Below are 14,677 nucleotides of genomic sequence, written 5' to 3'. Positions count from 1 at the left end.
ACCCCCGTGACTGCAACCCCCGCCCGGATCACCGCGGTCGACACCTACGACATCCGGTTCCCCACCTCGCGGGAGCTGGACGGCTCCGACGCCATGAACCCGGACCCCGACTACTCCGCCGCCTACGTCGTGCTGCGCACCGACGCCGCGGACGGCCTCGAAGGCCACGGCTTCACCTTCACCATCGGCCGCGGCAACGACGTCCAGGTCGCCGCCATCGGTGCCCTGCGGCCCCACCTGGTGGGCCGCTCCGTCGAGGAGCTGTGCGCCGACCCCGGCTCGGTCAACCGCGACCTGATCGGCGACAGCCAGCTGCGCTGGCTCGGCCCCGAGAAGGGCGTGATGCACATGGCCATCGGCGCCGTCGTCAACGCCGTGTGGGACCTGGCCGCCAAGCGCGCCGGACAGCCCCTGTGGCGGCTGCTCGCCCACGCCGAGCCCGAATGGCTGGTTTCCCAGGTCGACTTCCGCTACATCGCCGACGCCCTCACCCCCGAGGAGGCGCTGGACCTGCTGCGGCGGGGCCGTACGGGACTCGCCGACCGCGAGGGCCGGCTGCTGGAGCACGGCTACCCCGGCTACACCACCTCACCGGGCTGGCTCGGCTACTCCGACGAGAAGCTGACCCGGCTGGCCAAGCAGGCCGTCGCCGACGGCTTCACCCAGATCAAGCTGAAGGTCGGCGCCGATCTCGACGACGACGTCCGCCGGATGCGCACCGCCCGCGCCGCCGTCGGCGACGGCATCCGCATCGCCATCGACGCCAACCAGCGCTGGAACATCGGCGAGGCCGTCGACTGGACCCGGGCCCTCGCCGCGTACGACCCGTACTGGATCGAGGAACCCACCAGCCCCGACGACATCCTCGGCCACGCCGCCGTCCGCCGCGGTGTCGCCCCCGTGAAGGTCGCCACCGGCGAACACGTCCAGAACCGCATCGTCTTCAAGCAGCTCCTCCAGGCCGACGCCCTCGACGTCCTGCAGATCGACGCGGCCCGCGTCGGCGGCGTCAACGAGAACCTGGCGATCCTGCTGCTCGCCGCGAAGTTCGGGGTCCCGGTCTGCCCGCACGCCGGCGGCGTGGGCCTGTGCGAACTGGTCCAGCACCTGTCGATGTTCGACTACCTGGCCCTGTCCGGCACCACCGACGACCGGGTCATCGAGTACGTCGACCACCTCCACGAGCACTTCACGGCACCCGTGGTGATGCGCGACGGCCACTACGTCGCCCCCCTGACCCCAGGATTCTCCGCCACCATGCACCCCGCCTCGCTCGCCGAATACCGTTACCCCGACGGCACGTTCTGGGCCGCCGACCTCGCTGGACGGGAGGACGTCGCATGACCGGGCAGACAGGTGAACCGACCGGGCCGACAGAGGGACCCAACGGGCCGGGGGGTGAATTCGCGGGACTCAGGGCGATCGTCACCGGAGGCGCGTCCGGCATCGGGCTCGCCACGGCGCGGCTGCTGGCCGCCCGGGGCGCCGCGGTGGCCGTCCTCGACCTCGACCCCGCGGGGGCCTCGGACCCCCTGCTCGGGCTGAAGGCCGACGTCACCGACGACACCTCCGTACGGTCCGCCGTCGCCGACGCCGTCCAGCGGCTCGGCGGCCTGGACGTCCTCGTCAACAACGCGGGCATCGGCGCCATCGGCACCGTCGAGGACAACCCCGACGAACAGTGGCACCGCGTCCTGGACGTCAACGTCCTCGGCATCGTGCGCACCAGCCGCGCCGCCCTGCCCCACCTGCGGAAGTCGTCCCATGCGGCCATCGTCAACACCTGCTCCATCGGCGCCACCGCCGGACTGCCGCAGCGCGCCCTGTACTGCGCCAGCAAGGGCGCCGTGCTGTCGCTGACCCTCGCCATGGCCGCCGACCACGTCCGTGAGGGCGTCCGCGTCAACTGCGTCAACCCCGGCACGGCCGACACCCCCTGGGTCGGCAGGCTCCTCGACGCCGCCGACGACCCCGAGGCCGAGCGCGCCGCCCTCAACGCCCGCCAGCCCCTGGGCCGACTGGTCACCGCCGACGAGGTCGCCGCCGCCATCGCGTACCTGGCGAGCCCCGCCGCGGCCTCCGTCACCGGCACCGCCCTCGCCGTCGACGGCGGCATGCAGGGCCTGCGGCTGCGCCCGGTGGGCTCATGAGGACCAGGGCCCTCGGCCGCACCGGAGTCCGGGTCACCGAGCTGGCGTACGGCGCCGCCGGCATCGGCAACCTCTTCCGCCCGGTGTCCGACGAGGAGGCCGCCGCCGCGGTCGACGCCGCCTGGGACGCCGGGATCCGCACCTTCGACACCGCCCCCCACTACGGCCTCGGCCTCTCCGAACGCCGGCTGGGCGCCGCCCTGCGCGAGCGCCCCCGGGACACCTACACCGTCTCCACCAAGGTCGGACGTCTGCTGGTGCCCGCCGAAGGCGGCGGCGAGGCCGACGACCTGGCCGACGGCTTCGCCGTCCCCGCGACCCTGCGCCGCGTCTGGGACTTCAGCGCCGACGGCGTCCGCCGCTCCCTCGAAGCCAGCCTGGACCGCCTGGGCCTGGACCGGGTCGACATCGTCCTCCTCCACGACCCCGACGACCACGCCGACCAGGCCCTCGACGAGGCCTACCCGGCCCTCGAACAGCTGCGCGCCGAAGGGGTCGTCGGAGCGATCGGCGTCGGCATGAACCAGACCGCCGTCCCGGCCCGCTTCCTGCGCGAGACCGACATCGACGTCGTCCTCCTCGCCGGCCGCTACACCCTCCTGGAACAGCAGGGCCTCGCCGAACTGCTCCCCGAGGCCGCCGCGCGCGGCCGGAGCGTCCTCATCGGCGGCGTCTTCAACTCCGGCCTGCTCACCGACCCCGCGCCGGGCGCCACCTACGACTACGCGCCCGCCCCGGAAGCCGTCCTCGCACGGGCCCTGCGCCTGAAGGAGGTCACCGAACGCCACGGGGTGCCGCTGCGCGCCGCCGCCCTCCGCTTCCCCCTCGGCCACCCGGCCGTCGCCGCCGTTCTCACCGGTGCCCGCTCACCGGACGAGGTCCGCGACACCGTGGAGCAGTCCCGCCTCCCCGTACCGGCCGCCCTCTGGGACGAGCTGCGCGCGGCGGGCCTCCTCGCCCCGGAAGCCCCCGTGCCCGCCGTGGCGCCTGTCGACGACAAGGAGCTCTCGTGAGGGTCGCCCTGCACACCCAGGTCCGCGCCGACCGCGTCCAGGAGTACGAGGCGGCCCACCGGGAGGTCCCCGAGGAGCTGACCGCCGCCATCCGCGCCGCCGGGGTGAGCGCCTGGACGATCTGGCGCAGCGGCACCGACCTCTTCCACCTGCTGGAGGTCGAGGACTACCCGGCCATGATCGCCGAGCTGGAGAAACTTCCGGTCAACATCGCCTGGCAGGCCCGCATGGCCGACCTCCTCGCCGTCACCCACGACTACTCGGCGGAGGGCTCCGACGCGGGACTGCCCGTGGTGTGGGAGCTGTGACGCCGACCCCTGCGGACGCTCCGCAGACCGGGATCGTCGACGCCCATCACCATGTCTGGGACCTCTCCGTCCGCGACCAGGACTGGATCACCGGCCCCGAACTCGCCCCGCTGCGCCGCGACTTCACCCTCCGCGACCTGGAACCGGCGGCCCGCGCCGCCGGGGTCACCGCCACGGTGCTGGTGCAGACGGTCACCGTGCCCGAGGAGACCCCCGAGTTCCTGGCGCTGGCCGCCGGCAGCGACCTGGTCGCGGGGGTCGTCGGCTGGACCGACCTCACCGCTCCCGGGGTCGCCGCCGTCCTCGACGGGCTGCGCGAAGGCCCCGGCGGCGAGCACCTGGTGGGCATCCGCCACCAGGTGCAGGGCGAACCCGACCCCCGCTGGCTGCTCCGCCCGGACGTGCTGCGGGGCCTGGCCGCCGTCGCCGACGCGGGACTCGTCTACGACCTCCTGGTCAAGCCCCATCAACTGCCGGCCGCGGTGGAGGCGGCGGCCCGCCTCCCGCACCTCACCTTCGTCCTCGATCACGCGGCGAAGCCGCCCGTGGCCACCGGCGAACTGGAGCCGTGGGCGGGCGACATCAGGCGGCTGGCCGCCCTCCCCAACACCGTCTGCAAGCTCTCCGGGCTGGTCACGGAGGCGGACTGGACGACCTGGTCCGTCGCCGGCCTCCGCCCGTACGCCGACACCGTGCTCGACGCCTTCGGCCCCCGTCGGCTGATGTTCGGCTCCGACTGGCCCGTCTGCCGGCTCGCCTGCGACTACCGCGAAGTCCTCGGCACGGCCGAGGCGTTGCTGTCCGGCCTCGGCCCGGCAGAACACCGGGAGGTCTTCGCGGGCACCGCCGTCCGCGTCTACGGCCTGCGGACCTGAGCCAGGGCCGCCAGCTCCTCGGGGGTGCGCGGCCGGGCCGCCTCGTCGGTCAACAGGCCCTGCTCGCGCAGTAGTTGGGCGACCGCGACACCCCAGGGGAGGCGTAGTCCGGCCTGCTGGAGGAGGTCGGTGCGGGCGAGCATCGTGGCCACCGGGCCCGTGCGCGCGCCTGACGGGGTGAGCAGGGCCGCGTCGTCGGCCCAGCGCAGGGCGAGGTCGACGTCGTGGGTGGCCATCACGACGGTGGTGCCGGACCGGCGCAGGTCGTCCAGGGTGGCGAGGAGCCGTTCCTGTCCGTCCGGGTCGAGCCCGGCCGTCGGCTCGTCGAGGATCAGGACCCGGGGGCGCATCGCGACCGCGCCGGCGATGGCGGTCCGCTTGCGCTGGCCGTAGGAGAGCAGATGGGTGGGCCGGTCGGCGAGCGCGGCGATGCCGAGCGCGCCGAGTGCCTCGTCGACCCGGGCCCGCACCTGGGCGTCGGGCAGCCCGAGATTGAGCGGGCCGAACGACACGTCCTGGGCGACGGAGGCCGCGAACAGCTGGTCGTCCGGGTCCTGGACGACCAGCTGGACCGTGGTCCGCAGCCGGGTCAGACCCTTCCGGTCGTACGTCACGGGCCGCCCCTCGACCGCCAGTTCGCCCGTACGGGGCCGCAGTCCGCCGCTGAGCAGCCGCATCAGCGTCGTCTTGCCGCTGCCGTTGCGGCCCAGCAGGGCCAGGGCGCGCCCCTCGTGGACCTCGAAGTCGAGGTCGCTCAGCACGACCGGGCCGTCCTCGTAGGCGAAGGAGGCGCCCCGCAGGGTGACCAGCACGGGGTCGCTCATGTCAGCGGCCTTTCCAGGACGAAGGTGAGGGCGGTCACGGTGGCGAGGAGTGCGACGCCGGCCCCGACGAAGCGGACGGAGACCCGGGCCTCGGGCACCAGCACGCGCAGGGTGCCGTCGTACCCCCGCCCGGCGAGCCCGGTCTGCAGGCGCGCCGCCCGGTCGAAGGCCCGGACGAACGCGGTGGCGCCGAGCCCGGCGAGCGAACGCCAGGTCGCGGCCCGTGTGGTGTGCCCCAGCCGGGCGGCCTGCGCCTCCCGGATCCGGCGCACGGAGTCCAGCAGGAGGAAGCTCATGCGGTACGTGACCAGGGCGACGTCCACCACCGGCGCGGGCACCCCGGCCTTCACCAGGCGCGGCAACAGGTCCGACATGGGTGTGGTGAAGGCGAACAGCAGCACACCGAGGGAGGCGGCCGAGGTGCGCAGCAGCAGTTCCCCGGCGCGGACCGGGCCGCCGTCGGCCGGGGTGACGAACCCGCCGGGCCCGCCGACCTGGACGAGCAGCGGCAGCGCGCCGGTCACGCAGAAGCCCAGCGGCACCCGGTAGGCGCGCCACAGCCGGCGGCCGGGCACGCCCGCCGGGCCCAGCAGCACGACGAGCGCGGTCAGCAGGACCAGGGCGGCGCCGGGCCAGGGGGGCAGGGAGATCGCGAGCAGGGTGAGGCCGAGTCCGAGCACGGCCTTGTCCACGGGATGGCGGCGGCGCCAGCGACTGCTGTGCGCCGCCGCGTCGATCGGCAGCACGAGGGTCAGACCCGCCCGGCGGGGGAGCCCCCGGCGGGACCGCCGGAGGGGCGTTCCTCGCCGGGCTCGGTCTTCGTGGCCGTGGAAGCCGATGCGGTCGGGGCAGCCGACGTGGCCGTCGCAGACGATCCGGCCGTGGAGGCCGACGTGCCCGTGGAAGGCGACGTGTCCGTGGAACCGGATGCGGTCGGCGACACCGCTGCGCCCGTCGCCGCCGGCGTGGCCGCGGAAGCCCTGGAGGCCGCCGTGGCGGTCGCGCTCACCGGAGCCGTCGGGACCGTGCCGGTGCCATCGGCCCCGTCCAACTGCGCCCGGGCCCGCGCCTCGCCCTGGCGCCTGCCCCGGTGGATGCCGAAGTAGTAGGCGAGGACTCCGGCGCCGAGCGCGGCCTGAAGGGCGAAGAGGGCCGACTCGATCTCACCGGACGGCGGTTCGTAGAGAGGGGAGAACCACGGCTCGTAGCTCGGCTCTATCTCCGTGATCGCGGTCTCCGCCTCGGCGTCCGAGCCCGTGAAGGGCTCCCTCTTGTGGTCGCCGAGGCCGAGAGCCAGCGGCAGGACGGCGAGCGCGGCCACGAGGAGCAGCAGCACGGTGTTGATCTTCGCGTTGCGGTTCATCGGGCCACCGCCTCCGTCCCGGCCTCGGTCGCGGTGCTGTCACGCCGGCCGGTCAGGAGCACGCCGAGCCGGGTCAGTTCGCCCTTGCTCGACTGCACCAGCAGACGCATCACCAGCACGGTGAGGAGACCCTCGCTGACCGCGAGCGGGATCTGGGTGACGGCGAAGATGGAGCCGAACTTGCCGAGCGCGCCCAGGAAGCCGCTGCCGGGGTCGGGGAACGCGAGCGCCAGCTGCACGCTGGTGACGCAGTACGTGACCAGGTCGGCGACGAAGGCGCCGAAGAACACGGTGACCATCAGCGGCACGCCGAACCGACGCAGCAGCCGGTAGATGCCGTAGCCCGCCCAGGGGCCGGCGATCGCCATCGAGAAGACGTTGGCGCCGAGCGTGGTCAGGCCGCCGTGCGCGAGCAGCAGCGCCTGGAAGAGCAGGGTGATGGTGCCCAGGACCGCCATGATCGGGGGCCGGAACAGGATGGCACCCAGTCCGGTGCCGGTGGGGTGGGAGCAACTGCCGGTCACCGACGGCAGCTTCAGCGCCGACAGGACGAAGGTGAAGGCCCCCGAGGCGCCGAGCAGCAGCGTGCTCTCGGGGTGCTCCTTCACCTCACGGGTGAGTGCCCGGACTCCGTGGACGACGAATGGCGCGGACGCGACGCCCCAGGCGATCGCGTGCGCCGGAGGAAGGAAACCCTCGGCTATGTGCATGGCTCAGCAGACCCTCTCCAGCACCTCGTGGATGGTTGACGCGCCTTGGCCGGTCTCCTGGCTCACGGGTCCCACCGCCCGTGCTCCGCCTTCCCGGGTCATATCAACCCAGTGGCTGTCCATGAGGACTGGAGCCGGACTTCCCGATCACAGTGGCGAGGGCCGCACCGGCATCACACCGGATTTCCCGTTCACCAAGGCGTGGTGACAGTAGTGCCCACATAAGCGCGCTGACAAGCGGCGTCGAGGGGCGCGCGGGCGCCGTGGAACAGCTCACACCCCGGCGCGCGCCCCACCCTCCCCATGCCGCACACGAGTGACCCGGCGACGACCGCGGACGGCGGGAACCGTTCGTACAGGTGACCGACCTTGGCCACGGGTCCCGGACTGCGCTTGAATGCACCCTTCATGCCGCCGGCCCAGGGAGTCCGCAGTGCACCGCCCCACCTTCGTACGCAGTTCGCGCCGTCTCGGCGTCCTCACCGCGGCCGCGTTCGCGGTCGCCGTCGCCACCGCGGGGCCGGCCGCGGCCCACGCGGAGGTCGAGGCGGAGGGCGCCCGGGCCCTCGACCAGAACGTCGACCTGACCTTCTCCGCCGAGTCGGAGTCCGCCTCCGCCGGCATCACCAAGCTGGAGGTGATCCTCCCGAAGGGCATCACCCCCGCCGACCTCACCTACAAGAAGGGCCCGGACGGCTGGAAGTTCACCCCGACCGCCCGGGGCTACACCGTCTCCGGCGCCAAGCTCCCCGTGGGGGAGGACGTCGAGTACGTCGTCACCGTACGGCAGTTGCCCGACGCGAAGTCACTGGCCTTCAAGACCCTGCAGTCCTACAGCGACGGCAACGTCGACCGCTGGATCGAGCTGGAGGAGGAGGCCGAAGGAGACGGCCACGGCCACGGTCACCCGGCCCCCCGTCTGGACCTGAAGGCCGCCGCCCCGGGTGCCGAGGTCGTCAGCCCCACCCCGTCCGAGGAGCCCACCACGGCCGCCCCCTCACCCGAACCCAGCGCGAAGACCTCCGCCCCGTCGGCACAGGCGGCGGCGGACAGCACCGACGACGACGGCGGCTCCCCGGCCGTACCCCTCGCCATCGGCGCGGCCGTCGTCCTCGCCCTCGGCGGCGGCGTGTGGTGGCTCAGGTCCCGCAAGGGCGGGACCGCCTGAGGTCCGCGCTCGGGACAGCAGCCGCCGCTGTTCGAGCAAGGGGACGCGACGGCCCGGTGACCCACCCGCCCCCGGCGACCGCGTCACCGGTCCTCGGCCCGGCCAACGAATCGGTCTCGATCCGTGGCACCACCTGGGGCGTCGCTGACGATCACGCCATCATGAGCCCATGAATCGGCGACCGCTGCGCCTCCGCACCCCCGGGTGGTACACGGCCGACGACTCGGCCTTCGACGTCGCGCTCGTCTACCCGATGAGCGGCCCCGCCGGGATCTTCGGCCCCACCTGCGGGGCGTGTGCGCGGCTGGCCGCCGAGGAGGTCAACAAGGCCGGGGGAGTGCTGGGCAGGGAGCTGCGGCTGGTCGAGGTCGACGGCGGGGCCGAGCCGTGGCGGGTCGCCGAGGACGTCGAGGCCCTAGTCGCCTCGGGCGCGGTGCAGGGCGTCACCGGCTGGCACATCTCCTCCGTCCGGCAGGCCGTGGCCCCACGGATCGCACACCGGGTGCCCTACGTCTACACGGCCCTGTACGAGGGCGGGGAGCGCACCGAGGGCGTCTTCATGACGAGCGAGACGCCGTCCTGGCAGCTGCTGCCCGCGATGCGGCTGCTCGCCGAGTCCCGCGGGGTGCGCCGCTGGTTCGTCGTCGGCAACAACTACGTGTGGCCCCGCGGCACCGCGCGGGCGGCCCGGGGGTACGCCCGCGCATGCCGGGGCCGGGTCAGCGGTGAGGCGTACCTGCCGCTGGGCACCGAGGACTTCGGACCCGTCCTGCGCCGCATCGAGCGGGCCGACGCCGACGGCGTCCTGATGCTCCTGGTCGGCAGCGACGCGGTCCGCTTCAACCGGGCCTTCGCCGCCGGCGGACTGGACCGGAGGTGCCTGCGGCTGAGCACGCTGATGGACGAGAACATGCTGCTGGGCAGCGGCCCCGAGGCCACCGTCGACCTGTACAGCGCCGCCGGCTACTTCGCCTCGCTCGCCGATCAGAACACCCTGGACTTCCACGGCCAGTACACCGGCCGCTACGGTCTGGAGGCGCCGACCCCGGGCAGCCTCGGCGAGTCCTGCTACGAGGGTGTCCTGCTGCTCGCCGCGCTCGTCGAACGGGCGGGCGCCCCGGACGTGCCGGCGATCGGGGCGGTCGCCGACACCGTCTCGTACGAGGGCCCGCGCGGGCTGCTCGGCCTGGACGGGCGGCATGTCCGCCAGCGCATCTACCTCGCGCGGGCGGACGGCTACGACTTCAACGTCCTCGCCCAGCTGCGCGCTCCGCACGACCTGAGCTGACCCGGCCCCGGCCGTCGGCGCTCCCGCCGCCCTCCAGATTCCGGGCCAGCCGGTCCAGCAGGGCTTCGAGCCGGTGGCCGTCCTCGTCGGTGAGCGGTGGCTCCGACTCGGCCCAGTCGGCGCGCACTTCGCGGGCGAGCAGCTGCCAGCGCTCCCTGCCGCGCGGGGTGAGGTGGGCCAGGATGCGGCGCCGGTCGACGGGGTCGACGCGGCGGAACAGCAGGTTCTGGTCGACGAGTTGGTCGATCAGCTTGGTCAGGCTCGGCGCCGGCAGGAAGGCGTGCTCGGCGAGGGCCGTCATGTTGTGACCGTGCCCGTCGGAGAGCAGGTCGAGCACCCGCCACGCCTCGACGGAACAGCCGAACTCGTCGAGGACGGACTGCACTCGGCGTACGGACAGGCGCTCCGCCCGGGTCAGCAGATGGAGCAGTTCCTCGGGCCGCCTCGCCATCGCACTCCCTCGACTCGCTCTCCACCGACCCCGCGACGGTGGTGCCGGGAGCTTACCTTCGATCACCCCGCTCCTCACAGACAAACCAGGAGTACATCCTTTCCGTGCGAAGTAACAATCATTTCGTGGACCTCGAAAAATACTTCCTCCGGAAACTGTTCTTCAATTGCCGTGAAACGCCGGGGAAACAGTCCTCTCGCAGGCTGTGGTCGCACTTCAGCGACCTAGGAGGTATTGCATGTCCCGGATCGGCATCAGCAGACGTGGTCTGCTCGCGGGTGCGTCGGCCCTCGGTACGACCGCCGCCCTCAGCGCGTGCGGCGCCAAGACGGGCAGCGGTACGTCGTCGGCCGCGGGAGCGCAGGCGGACACCTCCGGAGACACCGTCAAGGTGGGTCTGCTGAACTCGCTCTCGGGCACCATGGCCATCAGCGAGGTCACCGTCCACAACGCGCTGCTGCTCGCGGTGAAGGAGATCAACGCCGCCGGTGGCGTGCTGGGCAAGAAACTGAAGCCCGTCAGCCAGGACGGCGCCTCCGACTGGCCGACCTTCGCGGAGAAGGCGGAGGCCCTGATCACCGACGACAAGGTGGTCGCCACCTTCGGCTGCTGGACCTCCGCCAGCCGCAAGGCCGTCAAGCCGGTCTTCGAGCGCTACAAGTCGCTGCTGTTCTACCCCGTGCAGTACGAGGGCCTGGAGCAGTCCCCGTACATCTTCTACGTCGGCGCCACCACCAACCAGCAGATCGTCCCCGCCCTCGACTACCTCAAGAAGCAGGGCCTGACGCGGCTGTACCTGGTGGGCAGCGACTACGTCTTCCCGCGCACCGCCAACAAGATCATCAGGGCGTACGCGGAGGCCCAGGGCATGAAGGTGGTCGGCGAGGACTACGCGCCGCTCGGCTCCACCGAGTTCAGCACCATCGTCAACAAGGTCAAGGACGCGGGCGCGGACGCCGTCTTCAACACTCTCAACGGCGACAGCAACGTGGCCTTCTTCAAGGAGTACAAGTCCGCCGGGCTGACCGCGAAGAGCCTGCCGGTGCTCTCGGTGTCGATCGCCGAGGAGGAGGTCAAGAGCATCGGCACCCAGTACCTGGAAGGCCAGTTGACCGCCTGGAACTACTACGAGACCACGCCGGGCGCCGCCAACACCACGTTCGTGGCGGCCTACCAGGCGGCGTACGGCAAGGACAAGCCGACCAGCGACCCGATGGAGGCCGCGTACATCTCCGTGTACCTCTGGAAGGAGATGGTCGAGAAGGCCGGGTCCTTCGACGTGGCCAAGGTCAAGAAGGCCTCCGGCGGCATCGAACTCGACGCTCCCGAGGGCAAGGTCATGGTCGACGGCGCGACGCAGCATGTCTACAAGACGGCGCGGATCGGGAAGATCGGCTCGGACGGGCTGATCGAGGAGGTCTGGAACTCCGGCAAGCCGATCAAGCCGGACCCGTATCTGAAGGGGTACGCCTGGGCCGCCGGTCTGTCGTGAGTCCGCGGGTGAGTGGGGGGCTGGTCGCGCAGTTCCCCGCGCCCCTGAAAAGCGCGGGCTGCGCCCGCTGCTTTTCATCGGCCCGCAGGGGCTGTGTCTTTCAGGGGCGCGGGGAACTGCGCGAGCACCCCCCACTCACCCGCACCCGCCAACGCACCCCACCCCCCGACCGGGAGCCGCGTCATGACGGTCATCCTCAACCAGTCCTTCACCGGCATCAGCATCGGTGCCGTCCTTCTCCTCATCGCCCTCGGCCTCACCCTGACCTTCGGTCAGATGGGCGTGATCAACATGGCGCACGGCGAGTTCATCATGGCCGGCGCCTACACCACGTACGTGCTCCAGAAGTCCATCAGCGGCGCAGGCCTCTCCCTGCTCCTCGCCCTGCCGCTGGCCTTCCTGGTCGCCGGAGCCATGGGCGCGCTGCTCGAATGGCTGCTCATCCGGCGGCTCTACACCAGACCCCTGGACACCCTGCTGGTCACCTGGGGCGTCTCCCTGATGCTCCAGCAGCTCGCCCGCGACATCTTCGGCGCCCCGAACGTCCAGACCCGCGCCCCGGACCTGCTCACCGGCAACATCGCGGTCGGCGGCATCACCTTCGCCACCAACCGGCTGTTCATCCTCGGACTCGCGCTGCTCTGCGTCCTCGGTCTCACCCTGATCCTGCGCACGACCCCGCTGGGCCGCCGCATCCGGGCCGTCGTGCAGAACAGGGACCTCGCCGAGGTGTCCGGCATCGCCACCGAGCGCGTGGACCGGACGACGTTCTTCATCGGCTCGGGTCTCGCGGGCGTGGCCGGGGTGGCGCTCACCCTGGTCGGCCCGATCGGCCCGACGATGGGCACCAACTACATCGTCGACGCCTTCCTGGTCGTGGTCGTCGGCGGCGTCGCCCAGCTCAAGGGCAGCGTCATCACCGCCTTCGCGCTCGGCGTCCTGCAGTCCGTGCTGGAGTACTCGACGACGGTCAGCGTCGCCAAGGTCATCGTGCTCGTGGCGATCGTCGCCTTCCTGCAGTGGCGACCCCAGGGCCTGTACACACTGCGCACCCGGAGCCTGGCATGACGACGACCACGCCCTCCCCCGAGAAGACGGCCCCCGTGCCGGAGCCGTCACCGTCCCTCCTGGACCGCTTCCGCGTCCCAGGCGCCTTCCTCCTCGGCGCCGCCCTGCTCCTCGGCGTCGCCCCGCTCGCCCTGTCCGACTTCCGGCTCAACCTCCTCGCCAAATACCTGTGTTACGCGATCGTGGCGGTCGGCGTGAGCCTCGCCTGGGGCCGCGGCGGGCTGCTCGTCCTCGGCCAGGGCGTCTTCTTCGGCCTCGGCGGCTACGCCATGGCCATGCACCTGAAGCTCGCCGACGCCGCCGACGCGGGCCAGACCCTGCCCGACTTCATGCAGCTCTACGGCACCGGCGACACCCTGCCCTGGTGGTGGCGGCCGTTCGCCGAGCCGGCGTTCGCCCTCGCCATGACCGTCCTGCTGCCCATGGCGGTCGCCGCGCTGCTCGGCTTCTTCGTCTTCCGCCGCCGGGTGAAGGGTGCCTACTTCGCGATCCTCAGTCAGGCGCTGGCCGCCGCCCTCGCCATCTGGCTCGTCGGCCAGCAGGCGACCACCGGCGGCACCAACGGCCTCACCGACATGAGGGGCTTCTTCGGGTACGACCTCGACGACCCGGTGAACCAGCGGATGGTGTACTTCGTCATCGCCGCCGTGCTCCTGCTGCTGATGGCCGCCGCCCGCCAGCTGTTCGTCAGCCGGTACGGCGAACTCCTCGTCGCCGTACGGGACTCCGAGGAACGCGTCCGCTTCCTCGGCTACGACCCCGCCAACGTCAAGCTCGTCGCGTACGTCGTGGCGGCGGGCATGGCGGGCCTCGCCGGCGCCCTGTTCGTGCCGGCGGTCGGCATCATCTCCCCGGCGCTGATCGGCGTCGTCCCGTCCATCGGCTTCGTCATCGGCGCGGCGGTGGGCGGCCGGGCCTCCCTGGTGGGCGCCGTACTCGGCGCGATCGCGGTGGCCTGGGCGCAGAGCACCCTCTCCGACGCCTTCCCCGCCGCGTGGACCTACCTCCAGGGCCTGCTGTTCGTGCTGGCCGTCGGCTTCCTGCCCGGCGGCCTGGCCTCCCTGGCGAGCGTGGTGCGCCGCCGCCGTACCCCCACGGCCGGCCCGGCCGCCACGACCACGATCACGGCTCCGGCCTCGGCCCCGACAGGAGGAACGGCATGAGCGGCGAGGGACTGACGGTCCGCGATCTGCGGGTGACGTTCGACGGGTTCAAGGCCGTCGACGGCGTGGACCTCGACATCCACCCCGGCGACCTGCGCTTCCTCATCGGCCCGAACGGCGCCGGCAAGACCACGCTGGTCGACGCCGTCACGGGTCTGGTGAAGTCCACCGGATCGGTCCGCTTCGGCGGCGAGGAACTCATCGGCAGACCGGTGCACCGGATCGCCCGCAAGGGCATCGGCCGTACGTTCCAGACGGCCACCGTCTTCGAGGAGCTGACCGTCCTGCAGAACCTCGACATCGCGGCGGGCGCCGGGCGCGGCCCGCTGACCATGCTCCGGCGCCGCAGGGGCGTGCCGGAGGAGGTGACCCGGGCCCTGGAGACCACCGGTCTGACGGAGCTGGCCGGCCGTCCGGCGGGTGTGCTCGCGCACGGCCAGAAGCAGTGGCTGGAGATCGGCATGCTGCTCGTCCAGGACGTGAAGCTGCTCCTGCTCGACGAACCGGTCGCCGGTATGAGCCACGACGAACGCGAGGCCACGGGCGAGCTGTTGCGGCGGATCGGCGAAGACCGCACGGTGGTGGTCATCGAGCACGACATGGACTTCGTGCGCTCCTTCGCCCGAAGCGTGACCGTCCTGCACGCCGGCCGAGTCCTCAGCGAGGGCTCCGTCACCGAGGTCCAGGCCGACGCCCGGGTCCAGGAGGTCTACCTCGGCCGCGCGTCGGAGCCCGATCCCGTGTCCGTGACCGCCACGGAGCCGGTTTCCGCTCCCGTCCCCGTCGCCGAGGAGGCGTGACGAC

General features: G+C 72.3%; 16 protein-coding genes and 1 riboswitch. Of the genes, 11 read left to right on the top strand and 5 right to left on the bottom strand.

From position 1 onward, the window contains the following. Window positions 1–6: 6 nt before the first annotated feature. From H4687_RS05045 to H4687_RS05025, 5 genes are read left to right on the top strand one after another with little or no spacing between them, the layout of a single operon-like run. A complete protein-coding gene (locus tag H4687_RS05045; RefSeq protein WP_050399713.1) occupies window positions 7–1,344 on the top strand; it encodes an L-fuconate dehydratase in 1,338 nt (445 codons plus the stop codon). Next, window positions 1,341–2,150, top strand: a complete 810-nt coding sequence (locus H4687_RS05040) for an SDR family NAD(P)-dependent oxidoreductase (RefSeq protein ID WP_192781650.1) — start codon at window positions 1,341–1,343, stop codon at window positions 2,148–2,150. Before H4687_RS05045 ends, H4687_RS05040 begins: the two co-directional genes overlap by 4 nt. After that, window positions 2,147–3,163, top strand: a complete 1,017-nt coding sequence (locus H4687_RS05035) for an aldo/keto reductase (RefSeq protein WP_046913821.1) — start codon at window positions 2,147–2,149, stop codon at window positions 3,161–3,163. The genes H4687_RS05040 and H4687_RS05035 overlap by 4 nt, the downstream gene beginning before the upstream one ends. Beyond that, window positions 3,160–3,471, top strand: a complete 312-nt coding sequence (locus H4687_RS05030) for an L-rhamnose mutarotase (RefSeq protein ID WP_046913822.1) — start codon at window positions 3,160–3,162, stop codon at window positions 3,469–3,471. Before H4687_RS05035 ends, H4687_RS05030 begins: the two co-directional genes overlap by 4 nt. After that, a complete protein-coding gene (locus H4687_RS05025; protein ID WP_046913823.1) occupies window positions 3,468–4,346 on the top strand; it encodes an amidohydrolase family protein in 879 nt (292 codons plus the stop codon). The genes H4687_RS05030 and H4687_RS05025 overlap by 4 nt, the downstream gene beginning before the upstream one ends. Here H4687_RS05025 and H4687_RS05020 read toward each other — a convergent pair. Genes H4687_RS05020 through H4687_RS05005 form a run of 4 tightly spaced genes read right to left on the bottom strand, consistent with a single transcriptional unit; the run spans window position 4,328 to window position 7,243 of the window. Continuing rightward, window positions 4,328–5,170, bottom strand: a complete 843-nt coding sequence (locus H4687_RS05020; RefSeq protein WP_046913824.1) for an energy-coupling factor ABC transporter ATP-binding protein — start codon at window positions 5,168–5,170, stop codon at window positions 4,328–4,330. The two genes, H4687_RS05025 and H4687_RS05020, sit on opposite strands and share 19 nt — an antisense overlap. Continuing rightward, on the bottom strand, window positions 5,167–5,916 hold the full coding sequence (cbiQ, locus tag H4687_RS05015) for a cobalt ECF transporter T component CbiQ (RefSeq protein ID WP_046913825.1): 750 nt from the start codon (window positions 5,914–5,916) through the stop codon (window positions 5,167–5,169). The genes H4687_RS05020 and cbiQ overlap by 4 nt, the downstream gene beginning before the upstream one ends. A 5-nt stretch (window positions 5,917–5,921) precedes the next feature. After that, window positions 5,922–6,533 (bottom strand): energy-coupling factor ABC transporter substrate-binding protein, encoded by a 612-nt coding sequence (locus H4687_RS48425; protein WP_046913826.1) that lies wholly within the window; start codon window positions 6,531–6,533, stop codon window positions 5,922–5,924. After that, window positions 6,530–7,243, bottom strand: coding sequence for an energy-coupling factor ABC transporter permease (locus tag H4687_RS05005; protein WP_046913827.1), 714 nt, complete (start codon window positions 7,241–7,243; stop codon window positions 6,530–6,532). Before H4687_RS05005 ends, H4687_RS48425 begins: the two co-directional genes overlap by 4 nt. 30 nt (window positions 7,244–7,273) lie before the next feature. Beyond that, window positions 7,274–7,457: riboswitch (cobalamin riboswitch) on the bottom strand. Window positions 7,458–7,676: 219 nt separating this feature from the next. Between H4687_RS05005 and H4687_RS05000 the strand changes: the two genes are divergently transcribed. Then, window positions 7,677–8,411, top strand: coding sequence for a DUF1775 domain-containing protein (locus H4687_RS05000; protein ID WP_050399662.1), 735 nt, complete (start codon window positions 7,677–7,679; stop codon window positions 8,409–8,411). A 169-nt stretch (window positions 8,412–8,580) separates the two neighbouring features. Next, window positions 8,581–9,699, top strand: a complete 1,119-nt coding sequence (locus H4687_RS04995) for a substrate-binding domain-containing protein (RefSeq protein WP_046914493.1) — start codon at window positions 8,581–8,583, stop codon at window positions 9,697–9,699. On the opposite strand, the gene H4687_RS04990 is transcribed toward H4687_RS04995, so the two are convergent. After that, window positions 9,656–10,150, bottom strand: coding sequence for a MarR family winged helix-turn-helix transcriptional regulator (locus H4687_RS04990; protein ID WP_046914492.1), 495 nt, complete (start codon window positions 10,148–10,150; stop codon window positions 9,656–9,658). The two genes, H4687_RS04995 and H4687_RS04990, sit on opposite strands and share 44 nt — an antisense overlap. 238 nt (window positions 10,151–10,388) lie before the next feature. On the opposite strand from H4687_RS04990, the gene urtA reads away from it, so the two are divergent. From urtA to urtD, 4 genes are all read left to right on the top strand, one after another. Continuing rightward, window positions 10,389–11,642 carry an urea ABC transporter substrate-binding protein gene (urtA, locus tag H4687_RS04985; RefSeq protein WP_046914491.1) on the top strand — a complete coding sequence of 418 codons (1,254 nt, stop codon included), beginning with the start codon at window positions 10,389–10,391 and terminating at the stop codon, window positions 11,640–11,642. A 183-nt stretch (window positions 11,643–11,825) separates the two neighbouring features. After that, on the top strand, window positions 11,826–12,710 hold the full coding sequence (gene urtB, locus H4687_RS04980) for an urea ABC transporter permease subunit UrtB (RefSeq protein WP_046914490.1): 885 nt from the start codon (window positions 11,826–11,828) through the stop codon (window positions 12,708–12,710). Then, entirely contained in the window at window positions 12,707–13,873 is a 1,167-nt protein-coding gene (gene urtC / locus H4687_RS04975; protein WP_046914489.1) for an urea ABC transporter permease subunit UrtC, read from the top strand. The genes urtB and urtC overlap by 4 nt, the downstream gene beginning before the upstream one ends. Continuing rightward, on the top strand, window positions 13,870–14,673 hold the full coding sequence (urtD, locus tag H4687_RS04970; protein ID WP_046914488.1) for an urea ABC transporter ATP-binding protein UrtD: 804 nt from the start codon (window positions 13,870–13,872) through the stop codon (window positions 14,671–14,673). The genes urtC and urtD overlap by 4 nt, the downstream gene beginning before the upstream one ends. Window positions 14,674–14,677: the final 4 nt, after the last annotated feature.

The sequence above is a fragment of the Streptomyces stelliscabiei genome (assembly GCF_014873495.1).
Lineage (GTDB): Bacteria > Actinomycetota > Actinomycetes > Streptomycetales > Streptomycetaceae > Streptomyces > Streptomyces bottropensis.
This window is presented reverse-complemented; position numbering and strand designations above follow the sequence as displayed.

Coding starts and splice junctions, on each gene's coding strand:
- H4687_RS05040 (WP_192781650.1), top strand. CDS start 1,341: ATGACCGGGCAGACAGGTGAACCGACCGGGCCGACAGAGGGACCCAAC.
- H4687_RS05035 (WP_046913821.1), top strand. CDS start 2,147: ATGAGGACCAGGGCCCTCGGCCGCACCGGAGTCCGGGTCACCGAGCTG.
- H4687_RS05020 (WP_046913824.1), bottom strand. CDS start 5,170: ATGAGCGACCCCGTGCTGGTCACCCTGCGGGGCGCCTCCTTCGCCTAC.
- H4687_RS48425 (WP_046913826.1), bottom strand. CDS start 6,533: ATGAACCGCAACGCGAAGATCAACACCGTGCTGCTGCTCCTCGTGGCC.
- H4687_RS05005 (WP_046913827.1), bottom strand. CDS start 7,243: ATGCACATAGCCGAGGGTTTCCTTCCTCCGGCGCACGCGATCGCCTGG.
- H4687_RS04995 (WP_046914493.1), top strand. CDS start 8,581: ATGAATCGGCGACCGCTGCGCCTCCGCACCCCCGGGTGGTACACGGCC.
- H4687_RS04990 (WP_046914492.1), bottom strand. CDS start 10,150: ATGGCGAGGCGGCCCGAGGAACTGCTCCATCTGCTGACCCGGGCGGAG.
- urtA (WP_046914491.1), top strand. CDS start 10,389: ATGTCCCGGATCGGCATCAGCAGACGTGGTCTGCTCGCGGGTGCGTCG.
- urtB (WP_046914490.1), top strand. CDS start 11,826: ATGACGGTCATCCTCAACCAGTCCTTCACCGGCATCAGCATCGGTGCC.
- urtC (WP_046914489.1), top strand. CDS start 12,707: ATGACGACGACCACGCCCTCCCCCGAGAAGACGGCCCCCGTGCCGGAG.
- urtD (WP_046914488.1), top strand. CDS start 13,870: ATGAGCGGCGAGGGACTGACGGTCCGCGATCTGCGGGTGACGTTCGAC.